The sequence below is a fragment of the Sphingomonas sp. PL-96 genome (assembly GCF_020707215.1).
Lineage (GTDB): Bacteria > Pseudomonadota > Alphaproteobacteria > Sphingomonadales > Sphingomonadaceae > Sphingomonas.
The window spans coordinates 62,944-79,330 of record NZ_JAJFET010000004.1 but is presented as its reverse complement, the minus strand read 5'-3'; the positions used below and the strand labels follow the sequence as shown (position 1 = coordinate 79,330).

13 protein-coding genes are annotated in these 16,387 nt (G+C 68.9%); 6 read left to right on the top strand and 7 right to left on the bottom strand.

Annotation, left to right across the window (positions count from 1 at the left end):
* Nucleotides 1–92: 92 nt before the first annotated feature.
* From ruvB to LK533_RS09495, 4 genes are all read left to right on the top strand, one after another.
* A complete protein-coding gene (gene ruvB / locus LK533_RS09510) occupies nt 93–1,115 on the top strand; it encodes a Holliday junction branch migration DNA helicase RuvB (RefSeq protein ID WP_229362556.1) in 1,023 nt (340 codons plus the stop codon).
* Nucleotides 1,116–1,275: 160 nt separating this feature from the next.
* A complete protein-coding gene (locus LK533_RS09505; RefSeq protein WP_229362555.1) occupies nt 1,276–2,037 on the top strand; it encodes an SDR family NAD(P)-dependent oxidoreductase in 762 nt (253 codons plus the stop codon).
* 112 nt (nt 2,038–2,149) lie between these two features.
* Nucleotides 2,150–2,737 carry an isochorismatase family cysteine hydrolase gene (locus tag LK533_RS09500; RefSeq protein WP_229362554.1) on the top strand — a complete coding sequence of 196 codons (588 nt, stop codon included), beginning with the start codon at nt 2,150–2,152 and terminating at the stop codon, nt 2,735–2,737.
* A gap of 104 nt (nt 2,738–2,841) precedes the next feature.
* Nucleotides 2,842–5,976 carry a TRCF domain-containing protein gene (locus LK533_RS09495; protein ID WP_229362553.1) on the top strand — a complete coding sequence of 1,045 codons (3,135 nt, stop codon included), beginning with the start codon at nt 2,842–2,844 and terminating at the stop codon, nt 5,974–5,976.
* Nucleotides 5,977–6,062: 86 nt separating this feature from the next.
* On the opposite strand, the gene LK533_RS09490 is transcribed toward LK533_RS09495, so the two are convergent.
* The 7 genes from LK533_RS09490 to LK533_RS09460 all read right to left on the bottom strand — a co-directional run bounded on the left by LK533_RS09490 (nt 6,063) and on the right by LK533_RS09460 (nt 14,008).
* On the bottom strand, nt 6,063–6,854 hold the full coding sequence (locus LK533_RS09490; RefSeq protein WP_229362552.1) for a sulfite exporter TauE/SafE family protein: 792 nt from the start codon (nt 6,852–6,854) through the stop codon (nt 6,063–6,065).
* Between the two features lie 25 nt (nt 6,855–6,879).
* Complete coding sequence (locus LK533_RS09485) at nt 6,880–7,629, bottom strand: 3'(2'),5'-bisphosphate nucleotidase CysQ (RefSeq protein ID WP_420705840.1); 750 nt, start codon at nt 7,627–7,629, stop codon at nt 6,880–6,882.
* Nucleotides 7,626–9,545 (bottom strand): sulfate adenylyltransferase subunit CysN, encoded by a 1,920-nt coding sequence (gene cysN, locus LK533_RS09480; RefSeq protein WP_267495317.1) that lies wholly within the window; start codon nt 9,543–9,545, stop codon nt 7,626–7,628. Before cysN ends, LK533_RS09485 begins: the two co-directional genes overlap by 4 nt.
* A gap of 124 nt (nt 9,546–9,669) precedes the next feature.
* Nucleotides 9,670–10,605: a sulfate adenylyltransferase subunit CysD gene (cysD, locus tag LK533_RS09475; protein ID WP_229362551.1), complete on the bottom strand. Its 936-nt coding sequence runs from the start codon at nt 10,603–10,605 to the stop codon at nt 9,670–9,672.
* A 307-nt stretch (nt 10,606–10,912) separates the two neighbouring features.
* Entirely contained in the window at nt 10,913–11,890 is a 978-nt protein-coding gene (locus LK533_RS09470) for a glycoside hydrolase family 5 protein (RefSeq protein ID WP_229362550.1), read from the bottom strand.
* A gap of 77 nt (nt 11,891–11,967) precedes the next feature.
* Nucleotides 11,968–12,762, bottom strand: coding sequence for a hypothetical protein (locus LK533_RS09465; RefSeq protein ID WP_229362549.1), 795 nt, complete (start codon nt 12,760–12,762; stop codon nt 11,968–11,970).
* A 157-nt stretch (nt 12,763–12,919) separates the two neighbouring features.
* Nucleotides 12,920–14,008, bottom strand: a complete 1,089-nt coding sequence (locus tag LK533_RS09460) for an ATP-binding protein (protein ID WP_229362548.1) — start codon at nt 14,006–14,008, stop codon at nt 12,920–12,922.
* A gap of 449 nt (nt 14,009–14,457) precedes the next feature.
* Between LK533_RS09460 and LK533_RS09455 the strand changes: the two genes are divergently transcribed.
* Complete coding sequence (locus tag LK533_RS09455) at nt 14,458–15,561, top strand: hypothetical protein (protein ID WP_229362547.1); 1,104 nt, start codon at nt 14,458–14,460, stop codon at nt 15,559–15,561.
* Between the two features lie 130 nt (nt 15,562–15,691).
* Nucleotides 15,692–16,345: a hypothetical protein gene (locus tag LK533_RS17825; protein ID WP_324255281.1), complete on the top strand. Its 654-nt coding sequence runs from the start codon at nt 15,692–15,694 to the stop codon at nt 16,343–16,345.
* The last annotated feature ends 42 nt before the right edge of the window (nt 16,346–16,387 follow it).

Genomic DNA, 16,387 nt, shown 5'->3' with positions numbered 1-16,387 from the left:
AGGCTCCGGGCGTGCGATGTACCTCGACAGGGGAGGGTGTGCATCGGTACGGAACGAACCATGGACATTTCCGATCCGCAGACCCGCCGCCGGTGAGCGACGCCGACCGTATCCTGACGCCGGCACGGCGCGGCGAGGACGTCGATGCGGCGCTGCGCCCGCGCTCGCTGGATGAGTTCGTGGGGCAAAAGGCCGCGCGCGAGAACCTGCGCGTGTTCATCGACGCGGCGAAGTCGCGCGGCGACGCACTCGACCATGTGCTGTTCTTCGGCCCCCCGGGGCTCGGCAAGACGACGCTGGCACAGATCGTCGCGCGCGAGATGGGCGTGGGTTTCCGCGCCACTTCCGGACCCGTAATCGCCAAGTCGGGCGACCTGGCGGCGCTGCTCACCAACCTCGAGGACGGCGACGTGCTGTTCATCGACGAGATCCACCGGCTCAATCCGGCGGTCGAGGAGGTGCTGTATCCCGCAATGGAGGACCGCGCGCTGGACCTGATGATCGGCGAGGGGCCGTCGGCGCGGTCGGTGCGGATCGACCTGCCGCGCTTCACGCTGGTGGGCGCGACCACCCGCCAGGGCCTGCTGACCACGCCGTTGCGCGACCGCTTCGGCATCCCCGTGCGGCTGCAGTTCTACACGGTGGACGAGCTGGAAAAGGTGGTGACCCGCGCGGCCGGACTGCTCGACCTGCATGTGGCGTCGGATGGCGCGCGGGAGATTGCCCGCCGCGCCCGCGGTACGCCGCGTATCGCCGGACGACTGCTGCGCCGGGTGCGCGACTTTGCCAATGTCGCGGGCGCCGAGACGGTGGATGCGCGCACTGCCGATGCCGCGCTCAACCGGCTGGAGGTGGACAACCAGGGGCTGGACGCGATGGACCGGCGCTACCTGACCATGATCGCCGACGTGTATCGCGGCGGCCCGGTCGGCGTGGAGACGCTGGCAGCGGGGCTTTCGGAGCCGCGCGACACGATCGAGGAAGTGATCGAGCCCTATCTCATCCAGATCGGCATGGTGGCGCGCACCGCCCGCGGGCGCTGCCTCAACTCGGCCGGATGGAAGCATCTGGGGATCGAGCCGCCGGTGAACACGCAGGACGGCCTGTTCGACTAGGGCAAAGCTCGCTTGGTCCGACAAGGCCGATCCCTGCTCAAGACTAGCGGGGTTGCGCGCAACGCCAGCGATGCTGGCGGCAACGAACCGTTTCCTGGTGCCGTTGAACTGCCGCCGCGTCGGCCCGTTCTCCCGGGGTACCCCTCATCAGGAGATCCCCATGCAGCGTTTCCATGGCAAGACCGTGCTCGTCACCGGTGCGGCATCCGGCATTGGTGCGGCAACCGCGAAGCGCTTTTCCGAAGAAGGCGCCAATGTCGTGCTGGTCGACGTGAGCGACGGGGTCACCGACAAGGCGGCAGCCCTGCCCGAGGATCGAACGCTGGCGCTGACGGTGGATGTGTCCGACTCCGCCGCGGTCGACCGCATGGTAGCGGACGCCGTGGCGCGGTTCGGCGCACTTGACGTGCTGGTGAGCAACGCCGGCATTGCCGCGAGCGGCCGGCCTGAGGCGATCGAAAACGCGGATTGGGAAAAGGTGATCGCCACCGACCTGAACGGCGTGTTCTTCTGCGCGCGGGCCGCGATCCCGCATCTGGAGAAGACCGGTGGATCGATCGTCCACACCGCGTCCGTCTCCGGCACCGGCGGGGATTGGGGGATGAGCCCGTATAATGCGGCCAAGGGCGGGATCGTGAACCTCACCCGCGCGCTGGCGATGGACCTCGGCAAGCGCGGCGTGCGCGTCAATGCGGTGGCGCCCAGCCTCACCCGCACCGGCATGACCGAGGACATGATGGACGACCAGGCGCTGATCGCGAAGTTCGTCGAGCGCATCCCTATCGGCCGAGTGTGCGAGCCCGAAGAAGTGGCTGCGGTCATCGCCTTCCTCGCCAGCCCGGACGCGAGCTTCGTGACCGGCGCGATCCTGCCGGTGGACGGCGGCGTCTCTGCCTCGAACGGCCAGCCGCCGCAGGCCTGAAGGTCCGCCGCAGGCCTGAAGGGTCCGCCGCAGGCCTGACGGAACCGGGTGCCTCCCCCGCGCGCTGAACCAACCACCGGCCGCAAGCGCCGGAAGTGTAAGGAGATTAGCGGTGGCAGAGGCGGTTGAGGCACCCGGCGAGACGGCGCTGTTGATCATCGACATGATCAACGCGCTGGACTTCGAGGACGCAGCTCCGATGCAGGAGCCCGCCGAGGCGGCCGGAGAGGCGATCCTGACGCTACGCGCCGCGGCCGACGCGGCGGGGGTGCCAGTCATCTACGTCAACGACAATGGCGGGGAATGGCACTCCGAACGCTCGCGCCTGGTTGAAAAGGTAACCGACAGCGATGCTCCGGGGCGCGAGCTCACCCGCAGGCTGGCGCCGCGCAGGGATGATTATTTCATCATCAAGCCGCAGTTCTCGGGCTTCTATTCGACCAACCTCCCGGTGCTGCTGCCCAAGCTGGGGGTAAGTCGGCTGATCCTGACCGGGGTCGCCGCCGATATCTGCGTGCTGTTCACCGCCGCCGACGCGCACATGCGCACCTACAAGCTGTGGGTGCCGGAGGATGCGGTCGCCAGCAGCGACCCGCTGCGTACCAAATGGGCGCTGGAGATCATGCGCAACAGCATGGAGGCGAACATCGCCCCGACGACGGAATGTTCGCTCGCCGACTGGATTGCCGGGGCGGAGTAACCCCAAGGAACGCGGTTGGGCTGCGCTCGTTTGATCCCGCACGCGCCGTCCGGCGCCGTGGAGTTCCCGATGCCCCCATTTGTTGCGCGCGCAGGCGCCGCCTGATGCCGACCGCTGATCCCATGCCCGTCGGGGCGCTTGCCGCGGCGCTGGCAGACGCGCTTGCCGGGAAGGATGTGCTGTTCATCGCCGCCGACGAGCAGCGCGCCGAACGCATCGCCGCAGCGCTCGCCGCGCTGGCACCGGAAGCGGCGGTGGTGCACCTGCCGTCGAGCGATGCGATCCCCGGCGACGATGCGCCGCCGTCTGCCGCCAATGTCGGCCGTCGGGTCGGGGCACTGCGCAGGCTGCGCCTGCTGGCGACCGACGCCAGCCGCGCGCGGCTGGCGTGCATCACCACGGCCGAGGCGACGGTGCCGCTGCTGCCGCCGAGTGAGAGCTTCGACGCCGCGCCCCCGGCGCTCGCGGTCGGCGACGCGCTCGACCCGGAGGCGTTTCGCGCCGAGGCGGAGGCGATCGGCTATTTCACCGACGACCGGGTCGACGAGCCCGGCGAAGTTGCAGTGCGCGGCGGCGTGGTCGACATCTTCCCCGCCGATTCGCCCCGTCCGGTGCGGATCGAGGTGGTGGAAGGCCGGATCGCGGCAATCCGCTGCTATGATCCGGCGACGCAACGCTCCGAAGAAGCGCTGGAGCACCTCGAGATCGGCCGGGCCATGGAGCCGGGCATCGGCGAGGGTGTCGTCGGCGTGTCGCTGTTCGCGCATCTGCCACCGGTCGCCATCGCCAGCGATCCGGGTGCGGAGAAGCGGCGCGCGCGCTTCCTGGCGCTGGCCGAGGATGGCGCCAAGCGGCGGCGATCGAACGCGGGCATCGTGGCCGGCGAGGATTGGAAGGCGGAACTGGCTAGGGCCGACACGCTGGACTTGCCCGAAGCCGGGGATGCGCCGCCGCGCTTCGTCGAGCAGCGCCAGCCCTCGCGCGGCTTCGCCCGCTTCGGCCGCGCCGCGCTGGAGGAAGGCGCACTGCTGCTGGTAGGATCGCGTCGCGACCTGCGCTTCCTCGGCGCCCGCGTCCGCAAGCTGCTCAAGACCGAACCGCAGGAGGTCGCCGGCTGGCAGGCGGCGCGAAAGCTTGATGCGGGTACCGTTGCGACGCTTGTGGCCCCGATCGAGCGGGGTTTCCGCGTCGATGGGCTGGCGGTGGTCGCCGCCTCCGACCTGCTCGGCGGGCGGGCACTGGCGGAGGACAGCGCCGTCGCCGCGATCGACCCGCTGTTCGCGGGCGCGGGCGAGCTGCGCATCGGCGACGTGGTGGTGCACGAGGATTTCGGCATCGGCGAAGTGCTGGGGCTGGAGACGCTGCCCGGCGATGAGGGCGACGCGATCATGCTCGGCTATGCGCGCGAAGGCCGGCGGCTGGTACCGGTGGCGGAGGCCGACCGCATCTGGCGCTATGGCGCGGACGCGGATTCGGTGACGCTCGACTCGCTCGACGGATCGAGCTGGGAGAAGCGACGCGGCGCGATCGACGCAGCCGTGGCCGAAAGCGCCAAGGGCCTCGCAGCCCTCGCGGCCGAGCGCGACGCCCGCACCACCGATGCGATCGAGCCGGATGCGTCCGCTTATGAGCGCTTCGCGGTCGGCTTCGCCTTTACCGAGACGCCGGACCAGGCGCGCGCGATTGCCGCGGTGCGCGACGATCTCGCCTCCGGCAAGCCGATGGACCGGCTGGTGATCGGCGACGTCGGCTATGGCAAGACCGAGGTCGCGCTGCGCGCAGCCGCGATGGTTGCGCTCGCCGGGAGGCAGGTCGCGATCGCGGCACCCACCACAGTGCTCGTACGCCAGCATCTGGAAACATTTCAGCAGCGCTTCGAAGGGACCGGCATTGCGGTCGCGGGCCTCTCGCGCCTGTCGAGCGAGGCGGAGAAGAAGCAGGTCAAGGCGGGCCTCGCCGAGGGGTCGATCCGGGTGGTGATCGGCACCGGCGCGGTTGCGGGCGCCGGGGTCGAATACCACGACCTCGCGCTGGTGGTGATCGACGAGGAGCAGCGCTTTGGCGCCGCCGACAAGGCCAAGCTGCGCGAGCTGGGCGCAGGCCATGTCATGGCCCTGTCGGCAACGCCGATCCCGCGCACGCTGCAGACGGCGCTTGTCGGGCTTCAGCAGCTGTCGATCCTGGCGACGCCGCCTGCGCGCCGCCAGCCGATCCGCACCGCCATTGCCAGCTTCGATCCCGTGACGGTGCGCAGCGCGCTGCTGCGCGAACGGGGCCGCGGCGGACAGAGCTTCGTGGTGGTGCCCCGCATCGAGGACATGGCGCCGCTGGAGGCGGAACTGGCCAAGCTGGTGCCGGAACTGCGGCTGGTGACCGCGCACGGCAAGATGCCGGCGGCCGAGATCGACGAGGCGATGGTCGCCTTTGCCAATGGCGCGGGCGACGTGCTGCTTGCGACCAACATCATCGAGGCGGGGCTCGACGTGCCGCGCGCCAACACGATGATCGTCCACCACGCCGATCGCTTCGGCTTGAGCCAGCTCCACCAGCTGCGCGGGCGGGTGGGACGCGGTGGCCGCCGCGGGCAGGTGCTGCTGATGACCGAAGCCGGCGCCGAGATCGCCGAAGCGACGCTCAAGCGCCTGCGCACCCTGCAGGCGTTCGACCGGCTGGGCGCGGGCTTTGCGATCTCCGCACGCGACCTCGACATGCGCGGTGCTGGCGACCTGATGGGCGAGGCGCAGGCCGGGCACATGAAGCTGATCGGTGTCGACCTCTACCAGCATCTGCTGGGCCTCGCGCTGCGCTCGGCGCGGGGCGAGGAAGTGGTGGTCTGGACGCCGGAGCTGAACCTCGGGATCGAAGGCCGTCTGCCGGAGGACTGGATCCCGGAGGCCGAGGTGCGGCTCACGCTCTACGCCCGGCTCGCGCGGCTGGCGGACGAGGCGGCGCTGGACGGGTTCGAGGAGGAGCTGGAGGATCGCTTCGGCGAGCTGCCCGAGGATGCCCGGCGGCTGATGACGGTCGCACGTATCCGCCAGCTGGCGCGGGTCGCTGGGGTTGCGCGGGTGGATGCGGGGCCGGGCGGGATTGCGCTTACGCCCTATGGCAAGGCGAAGCTGAAGGCCGAGGCGCTGGAGGCGAAGGGCGAACGCTATGTGCTGGGCGAGCGCATCGAGGACGCAGCGGAGCGTGCGGCACGGGTCCAGGCGCTGCTGGCGGAGGTGGGCGACTGCTGAGGGGCGCTGCTGGATCGGAGCCCGCCGTAATCCGGTGCTCCATCGCACCGGCGCAGGGGTCGTGTCCACGCGCCGCGGCGCAGCTCTCAAACCAGCAAGCGAGCGCCGGTGATGACCAGCACGAGCGCAAGCAGCGGGCGCAGCAGGCGGTCGGATGCGCGCGATGCGAACAGCGACCCGGCGATGATGCCCGGGATCGATCCCAGCAGCAGCCCGCCAAGCAGGGGCGCATTGACGTTGCCGAGCGACAGATGGCCGAGCCCCGCGACCAGCGTCAGCGGCACGGCATGGACGATGTCGGTCGCGACCAGCTTCCGCGTGGTGAGCCGCAGCGGGTAGAGCCCGAACAGCATCACGGCGCCCAGGGCACCGGCGCCGACCGAGGTGAGCGTCACCATCACCCCCAGCAGCGCGCCCGCGACCACGGTCATCGGCGTCTGGAGGCGGTGGAGATCGACCGTCGAATAGGCGCGGAAGCGGAGGGCAGCGCGCTGCATGTGCGGCCGCACCAGCGTGGCAGCGGCCGTGAGCAGCAGCACCGCACCCAGCAGGTGCAGGATCAGGCCGCCCTTGATCGACTGGGTATCGGTGCGCGCAAGCAGCCAGAGCGTGACGGCGGCGGCGGGCAGGCTGCCAGCGCAGAGCCGGCGAACGATCTGGAAATCGGGGCCGCCGTCGGTGCCGCGGTGGCGATGGTGGATGAATCCGCCGACGGACTTGGTGATGGCAGCGAACCACAGGTCGGTGCCGACCGCGGTGATCGGCGCTACGCCGAGCAGCAGGATCAGGATCGGCGCCATCAGCGATCCGCCGCCGACGCCGGTCACCCCCACCAGCAGCCCGACGGTCAGCCCGGCGATCATGTTGTATAGGTCCACGCCGTGCTCCCCCGGATCCGGCCAGCTAGGCCGGTCGCTCGGCCACCAGCGCGAGCAGGCGCGGCGCCTCCTCATGCCGGCAGATCAGCAGGTCGGGAAGATAGGGATCGGGCTGGTTATAGGCGAGCGGCTGTCCGTCAATGCGGCTGACGTGGAACCCGGCCGCGGCCGCAACCGCCACCGGCGCGCAATTGTCCCATTCATATTGCCCCCCGGTGTGGAGGTAGATGTCGGCCTCGCCGCGCACGACCGCCATCGCCTTGGCGCCCGCGGATCCCATCGCGATCAGCTCGGCGCCGATCGCCTGCGCGACGACCACCGCCTGTTCGGCGGGACGGCTGCGGCTGACCAGCATGCGCGGCGCGCCGGCGTGGGCGGGTGGCAGCGCCGGCGGCTGGTCCGAGCCGAGCGTCACGCCCAGCCCTGGCAGCGCCACCGCGCCCGCCGCCGCGCGTCCGCCGATGCAAAGCGCTACATGCACCGCCCAGTCGCTGCGTCCTTCGCCATATTCGCGGGTGCCGTCGAGCGGGTCGACGATCCACACCCGCTCGGCCGCGAGCCGGGCGGCATCGTCCTTCTCTTCTTCGGACAGGACGGCATCGTCCGGCCGCGCCTGCGCCAACGCCTCCAGGATGAAGCGATTGGCGACCTGATCCCCGGCGCGGCCGAGCCCCTTGCCCGCGAACAGGCCGGAGCCGCGGATCTCCATCAGCAGCCGGCCGGCGCCCTCGGCGATGCGGCGTGCAAGCGCGGCGTCCTCTGCCAGTGTCGTCACGCGGGCGTCCCGAGCAGCTGTGCGACGATCCGTTCGGCGGCAGCTTCCGGTGTTTCCTGCGTCGTGTTGACATGGATGTCGGGCGCTTCGGGCGGCTCATAGGGGCTGTCGATGCCGGTGAAGTTCTTGAGCTCGCCGGCGCGTGCCTTGCGATAGAGGCCCTTCACGTCGCGAGCCTCGGCGACCGCGAGCGGCGTGTCGATGAACACTTCGACGAACTCGCCCTCGGGCAGCATGCCGCGCACCAGCTCGCGTTCGGCGCGGAACGGCGAGATGAAGGCGGTGAGCACGATCAGCCCGGCATCGGCCATCAGCTTCGCCACCTCGCCGACGCGGCGGACGTTCTCGACGCGGTCGGCGTCGGTGAAGCCCAGGTCCTTGTTGAGGCCGTGGCGGATATTGTCGCCGTCGAGCAGGAAGCTGTGTTTGCCAAGCGCATGCAGCCGCTTCTCGACCAGATTGGCGATGGTCGACTTGCCCGAACCGGACAGGCCGGTGAACCACAGCACCTTGGGTGCCTGATGCTTCTGGGCGGCGTGCGCCTCCCGCGTGATCTCGACCGCCTGCCAATGCACGTTCTGGCTGCGGCGGAGCGCGAACTGCAGCATGCCGGCAGCGACCGTCGCGTTGGTCAGCTTGTCGATCAGGATGAACCCGCCAAGGTCGCGGTTGTCGGCATAGGGTTCGAACGCGATGCCGCGGTCGGTATAGACCTCCGCCACGCCGATGTCGTTGAGGCCCAGCGTTTTCACGGAAAGCTCGGCCATCGTGTTGACGTCGACCGCATGCTTCGGCGGCTGCACCGTCGCGCTGACGGTGCGGGTGCCGATCTTCATCCAATAGCCGCGGCCGGGGAGCAGATCCTCGGCATCCATCCACACGATCGTCGCCTGGAACTGGTCGGCGACCTGTGGGGGCGCGTCGGCCGCGACCAGCACGTCGCCACGCGAGCAGTCGATCTCGTCCGCGAGCGTCAGGGTGACCGACTGGCCGGCGCCGGCCTCTTCCAGGTCGCCGTCCATGGTGACGATGCGGGCGATGGTGGAGGTGCGGCCCGACGGCAGCACACGCACCGCATCCCCCGGCTTCACGGTGCCGCTGGCGATCAGGCCGGCAAAGCCGCGGAAGTCGAGGTTGGGGCGGTTGACCCACTGCACCGGCATGCGGAACGGGCGGCGGCGGTCGGTGGCAAGGTCGACCTCGACCGTCTCCAGATGCTCGATCAGCGTCGGGCCCTCGTACCAGGGCGTCTGATCCGAACGGCTGGCGATGTTGTCGCCGCCAAGGCCCGAGATCGGGATGGCGGTGAAGTCCTCGATGCCGATCGAGCTCGCAAACGCGCGATAGTCGGCGACGATCTCCGCGAACCGATCCGCGTCATAGCCGACCAGGTCCATCTTGTTCACCGCCAGCACGATGTGGCGGATGCCGATCAGGTGGGCGAGATAGCTGTGGCGGCGGGTCTGGGTGAGGACGCCCTTGCGGCCGTCGATCAGAATCACGGCCAGGTCGGCGGTGGAGGCGCCGGTCACCATGTTGCGCGTATACTGCTCATGCCCGGGCGTGTCGGCGACGATGAACTTGCGCTTCTCGGTCGCAAAGAAGCGATAGGCGACGTCGATCGTGATGCCCTGCTCGCGCTCGGCGGCGAGGCCGTCGACCAGCAGCGCGAAGTCGATATTCTGCCCCTGGGTGCCGATGCGGCGGCTGTCGCTTTCCAGCGCGGCCAGCTGATCCTCGAAGATCATCTTCGAATCGTAGAGGAGGCGGCCGATCAGCGTCGACTTGCCGTCGTCCACCGACCCGCAGGTGATGAAGCGCAGCAGCGTCTTGTTCTGGTGCGCCTCCAGATAGGCGTGGATGTCCTCGGCGATGAGGGCCTCGGTCTGGTAGATCGGATCGTCGAGCACGGACATCAGCAGGCCTCGTCATGCTGAACTTGCTTCAGCATCCACCGCGCCGCAGGCGGCGTCGGTGCACGGGGAGGAATGGACCCTGAAACAAGGTCAGGGTGACGGAGGAGAAGGGAGGCGGCCCGCATCAGAAATAGCCTTCCTGCTTCTTCTTCTCCATGCCGGCGCCGGCTTCGTCCTTGTCGATCGCGCGGCCCTGGCGCTCCGAGGTGGTGGTGAGCAGCATCTCCTGGATCACCTCGGGCAGCGTCGACGCCTCGCTCTCCACCGCGCCGGTCAGGGGGTAGCAGCCGAGGGTGCGAAACCGGATCGAGCGTTCGACGGGGGTCTCGCCCGGGCGCAGCGGGAAGCGCTCGTCGTCCACCATCAGCAGCATGCCGTCGCGCTCGACGGTGGGGCGCGGGGCGGCGAAGTAGAGCGGCACGATCTCGATCCCCTCGGCAAGGATATATTGCCAGATGTCGAGCTCGGTCCAATTGGAGAGCGGAAAGACGCGGATCGACTCTCCCTTGGCCTTGCGCGCGTTGTAGAGCCGCCAGAGCTCCGGCCGCTGCGCCTTGGGATCCCAGCGGTGGCTAGCCGAGCGGAAGCTGAACACGCGCTCCTTGGCGCGGCTCTTCTCCTCGTCGCGGCGGGCGCCGCCGAAGGCTGCATCGAAGCCATATTTGTCGAGCGCCTGCTTCAGCCCCTCGGTCTTCCAGAGGTCGGTATGCAGGCTGCCATGGTCGAACGGGTTGATGCCGCGCGCCACCGCGTCCGGATTGTGGTGGACCAGCAGCTCCATGCCCGCGTCGGCTGCCGCCTTTTCCCGCAGCGCGTACATCGCGCGGAACTTCCAGGTCGTGTCGACATGGAGCAGCGGGAACGGGGGCGGCGCGGGAAAGAAAGCCTTTTTGGCCAGGTGCAGCATCACCGCCGAGTCCTTGCCCACGGAATAGAGCATCACCGGCCGCTCCGTCTCCGCCACCACTTCCCGCAGGATGTGGATGCTTTCCGCCTCCAGCCGCTGGAGGTGAGTCAGGTCGGAACCCGGGTGCCAGGTCTTGGGCGAAAGCGCGTGCATGGAGCGGGAGTTGGCGGAAGCTCTGCCCCTGCACAAGGCGCAATAGGGCCATTTACAGCGTCCGTGCCGGGGAGATCTTGGGTGAGCGAAAGCGGAACTTTAGAAGGGACCCACAAGAGGCGATTTGTGCAAATCAGAAGTTGGGATGGCCAAAGCGGTGCTTTTGGAAGCTGCCGGCGCGCACCTCTTGGCGTAGTTGCCGATTCGGGCGCCGGCCGGTGGCATCGCGCTTCTTAGGACCCGAAGGCGCCGCGCACCCCGGGCGCGCGATTGCGGTCAAAGCGCGATCGCGCACCGAAGGCGCCGACTATCGTGCCAGATGCTCGCGCAGCACACGCATCTGCGGCCGCTCCATGCCGCCTCGGGTCGGCTGGACGCTGAACCTATAGCTTTCCGGCCACCATGGTCCTGCCGCCCAATAGGTCCAGCCTGTCCACACATCGCCGTTGCGGTCGAGGTAGGTCAGCATGTAGTCCAGCGTCTGCAGGCAGGCGGCGTCAGGCCCTGCGCCGAACTCGCCCAGGAAACCGCGCGCATGCTCCGACCGGAGCCAGGCAGTTGCAGCGCGCAGCCGCTCGGCACCGGTATCGGGGCCGCCGCAGCCCGGATGGGTGCCGGATGAGTCACTGTCCAGATACTGGTGCATTTCAAACGCGAAATTGCCGCCGGGATCGCGGAAGCCCGCAAACGCTTCGGCATTGGAGCCGCCGCCGCCGGTGCGCGTCCAGCTATGCGCGCCGGTCCATTTGGTGCCGGGCACCAGGATCAGGTTGCGGGCGCCGGTCGTGCGGATCGCGGCAACGACGCGATCGACGATCCTGCGCCAGTCCGCAGCGGCGATCCCGTTCGGCTCGTTCATCAGCCCGAACGCCACCGGCTGGCCCTTGTAATGGCGGGCAAGCCGCGCCCACAGGTCCGCCAGTCCCTTCGCCACTGCCGGCTCCGTGACGCTGCGACCGGCGTATCGGCCATAGTTGTGCACATCGAGGAGGACGTGGAGCCGATAGGCCGCGGCGTTGCTCACCACCATATCCAGGCGCTGCACCTCCTCGGCGGATAGCGGGCCGGAGAGGCCTGGCTGCACCCGTTCCCACCGGACCGGCAGGCGCACGATGTTCATCCCCGCCTGGGCAAAGGAAGCGAGGTCGGCGGCGGACGGGTAGATATAGTCCTTGCCATAGGTTCCGGGGCGGCGACCGGGGGTGAACTCGCCGCCGGCGAGGTTGACGCCGGTGAGACGTGGCCCCGCGCCGGTTGGGGTAGCAGGCTGGGTGGAGGCGAGCATGCCCGCGGGCGGGGCCTGTGTGGTACCGACCGCCAACATCCCGCCGGTTATCGCAACGGCGAGCGCCAGCCGGAGGATCATGGCAGCACTGCGGTTGCGAGCACGGGGACGCCGCCGTCCTCCAGCAGCCCGGTGAGCCGCTGGAGCTGGCGCAAGCCGGAACGGTTCCGAGTCGCGACCACGATGGTGCCGTCGAAGCCGTCCAGGATGACGTCCGCCGCACCGAAGCGGCTCGACGGCGCGCGGGCAGGCAGGCTGAGCAGCACCAGCCGCTGGCGCCCGATCCGGCCGTCGAGAACCTGGAGCAGTGGCTGCCGCTCGATCAACGCGCCGGCATTGGCCGAGCACGGCCCGGCAGGAAGGAGGTGCAGGCGATCGATGGCCGTGGGCAGGATGGGGGCCCGACCGACGCCCGGTTGCTCGATCAGCGTCGAGAGCCCGGCCTGATTGGGCAGGCGGAACAGCGCATCCTGCACCGGCGCCTGGAGATCGCCGTCCACCAGCAAGGTTCGCCACCCGAGTTGTGCGGTGCCGACGGCCAGGTTCGCGGCGACCGTGGCGACATCGACGTCCGGATCCACCCCGACCAAGGCGACGGCGCGACGTTCGTCCGATGCATCCGCGTGCCACCGGCTGGTGAGCGCACTTCGCAGGTCCCGCATGCCCGCCACGGCCGCCCCGTCGGCGGCAAAGGCGGCGACGACGCGCGGGTCGATCCGCGGGTCTCCGGGAGCGAGCAGGGACGCTTCGGTGCGGTCGGCCGGCAATGCTTCGCCTGCTGCCGGGTCCCACGCCGCGAATGATGCCGCGGCACCGACGTTGGCGGTGGCGCCGACGGTAGCGCTGGCCGCGGGCTGCTGGAACGCAAGCATGGCTTCTCGCGCATCGGCCGCTTCCTCTTGCGCAATCCGCTCCGCATCTGGTTCCCGATTGCCGGCTGCGGCGCTGCTGCCGGTAGGGAAGATCCCGTGCAGGCTTGGGCCGAGGGCCGTGGAGCGCAGTCTCATCCTGGCATTCTCCCGATGCAGATCATTCGGCCGCCGCCATGGTGGATGGCGACGCTTCAGCGGCAAGTTGCAGTCGCGCGAGCAGGAACTGCGGTGCGAGCGAGTCCGCGAAGACCGCATCGCCGTCCGCCGTAAACGACAGCGCGGGGGCGAGCGCTTGCGGGACTCGATCGGCGGCAATCCTCTGGTACGCAGCGCCATCGCACGCTGCAGCCCGGAGTCGTTCGCGCAGGTCGCCACGGCTGCACAACTGCTCGAACAGCGCCGCGGCCGACGCGTTGACGCTCGCCCAGTCGTCCAGGCTGGCGCGCAGGCCGGCGCGCACGGCCGCCATGTCCACGCTGGTGCTGCCCCGCTCTACCGCTGCCAGACCCGCCGCCTGACAGAACAGCCGCACGTGATAAGGGGAGCCCGCCGCCGCTGCGCCGATCTGCGCCCGCGCTTGCCGGGGAAAGACGATGCCGCTGCGCCGCTCGCCTTCGGCAATCACCGCTTCCACTGCATGCGCGCCAAAGGGGCGCACCGGAACGGCGACCAGGTGCCGGCGCAGCGACGGATGCGCCTCGAGCAGGTCGTCCACGTCGGCCGCGATGCCGACCAGCAGGACCTGTATGGGGGCGCGGGTATCGGACAGGAGTTTCAGGAGGCTGGCGACCTGTGCCTTGGCTTCCGGCAGGGCAATGCGGTCGAACTCGTCGATGATCAGGAACAGGCGCCGGGTGAGCGCCGGGGCCGCCGCGCTGACAAAGGCGCGCGCGGTGAACTCCTGTTCCGCCAGCGCCGCAAGCGCGGCGCGCGCGGCGGGCCGCGCTTCTGCCACCAGAAACGGGAGATAGGGGCGCAGTAGTTCGGCGAAGCCCGTGTCGCCGGTCGCGGCATGGTAGATGGCGACGCATTCCGCCTCGTCCGCCAGGTCGCCGAAGATCCGCGCGAGCGACGTCTTGCCCGACCCGCGCGCGCCGAAGATCACCGCGTGCTGCCGCCGCTCCACCACACCATCGACCAGCCGGTTGAGCTCGCCCATGCGGCCGAGCAGTTCGTAGCGGTCGTCCACCGGCTGGGATGCGTTGAACGCGGCAATGACGCGGGCGCGGCGGGAGCGAGCGCCCATCGCTTCGGCGAAGCGGTGCGCAGGGGTGGCGGGAACGGAGTCCGGCGGGGCCGACGGGCGAAGCAGCTCCGGATCGGATGTATCTGACGGACGCCGGTTCACGGGCATCGCGGCGGTGCTCGCGCGGGAAGGTGCCGCCGCTGACGCCGCCGTTTCCCGCGGACGTTCGTTCAGCGCCCAAAGCAGGATGTGGTTTCCCACCTGCTTCACCCGGCGCCACCACTCAGCGATCGAACTCGTCTCCGTCATGCCCAAGAAGTACAAAGCAATCGGTCAGTAGAGAAGGTCAGGCCCTCAGCAACTTCGGCAGATTTGAACCTATCACTGCTTGATCATATCCGCACCGCGCGAGACCTTTCAGAGGTTGTTTGTGGATGCGGTGGGCTCTTGGGGGTGGAATGTCGGTCGAAGCTCTTCGGGCGCAAAGTGGGGGCAGTGGGGGCGCCGACTTGGGCAGCGCATTTCTGTTCACCCAGCAGACGATCGGGCTGGGGGGGCGCAAGACCAGCATGGTGTTCCTTGCGGAGGCGCTCGCCCGACGCGGGTATCAGGTCCATGTCGTCACCACCCAGCTGAGCTGGCTGACCCGCCTGCGGCGCAGCAACCATCTGGCGATGCGCGGCAATGCCCGGTGGAACCGTTGGTATGATGCCGACGGCATGCGCGGGTTCCTGTGGGTGCCGCCTGTCCATCCGGTGGGAGCAACCGGGCGGCTGCGCCAGTGGCTCGCGGCACCCCTGATCGCCGCTTATGGCGCGTTGTTGCCGTGGGCTGTGGTGCGGCCCTTGCGACACGCCCAGCTGGTGGTGATCGAGAGTTGTGCCGCGGTTGCGCTGTTTCGACGCGTTCGACGCGTCGCGCGGGACGCCCGCATTCTGTACAGCATGAACGATCGGCTGACGGTGATCGGCATGCATCCGGGGTTGCAGCATCGGCTGCGAACGGATGCGCCACGCTATGATCTGGTGCGGGTTCCCGCGGCCGACTTGCTGGATGATCTGCCGGATGCACGTGCGGCGCTGGTCCGGCACGGCATCGATCGGCGCGCATTCGACACCGATTCACGCTCGCCCTATCCGACAGGGCCCAACGCGGTGCTGATCGGCGACATGATGCTCGACCAGCCGTTGCTGGAGCGACTGGTCAGATCCTTTCCGGAAGTGCGCTTCCACTATTTCGGCCGCACCGCGCTGGATTTCGAGGCGCCCGCCAACCTCACCGCTTGGGGCGAACAGCCGTTTGAGGCTGTGGTGCCGTTTGTCCAGCATGCGGATGTCGGCCTGGCCCTGTACCGCCGTGTGCCGGGGCTCGCCTATCTGGCGGAGTCGAGCCTGAAAAATCTGCAATACCGCTATTGCGGCCTGCCGGTGGTCGGTCCCGACTTCGCGGTGGCAGCGGTGCCGGGCGCCCTCGGCTATGATCCGGAGCAGCCGGCGAGTGCCGAGCGGGCGCTCCGTGCGGCCTTGGCCCGCGGCCGCGGCGCACGGGGCGGCGTGGCTGACTGGGACGAGGTGGCGGGCGAATTGCTGGCGCTGGTCGGCGCGGGTGGGTGACTCGAACATTAGATCCATTCCGGAGGAAGATATCGCACCCCTTGTGGAGCAATCTCGCCGGAAAGACCTGCCGTTCTGATTGTCAGAAAAGTGTCTTTAACGATATTCGATCTCAAGCGCGTCTTCTTGTTTGAACCTCGGCTATTCTGTTCCAGGTAAGGGGCCTGGGGGCCGATCTCGCGCGCATGTTCGGGAGGAAGCAATGGCCTATTACAATGGAGGTCCGGGTGACAGTGTCATCGTCGCCGATGGCAACGGCAGCGATGTCTTGAGCGGCGATGCCGGCAATGATCGTCTCAACGGTACGTACGGATCTGACCTGATCAAGGGCGGTTCGGGCGACGATAATCTCGCCGGCCAGGCGGGCGACGACTATCTGCAAGGCGACTCGGGGGACGATATCCTCTTCGGCGGATCGGGAAGCGATTTCCTGTTCGGCGGGTACGGCGCCGACAAGTTCGTGTTCGACGACTTCAACTACTCCGATGGCACGGTCGATATCATCAAGGACTTCAACTTGCCGAAGGAAGACGCGCTGGTCCTCAAGAATGGCGTGACCATCACCGGCGCGACGTTCGCCGAGCTTCCCGACAGCCTGTATGCGGACGGCGAACACCTGGACGTGCGGCTCACGCTGACCTCCGACAACGGGTCGACTCAGGACCTGTGGCTGGCGGACGTCGTGACGGCCAAACACAACACTGCGCAGCACAACCAGGTCGCCGCGCTCGAGGATTATCTCGAGAGCCTGGGTTACACCGGCGGCCTTTCGCTGGCTGCGTGAGCGAGGCTCGGGCACTCCGGCTGGTCTCTCAGGGGACCGGTC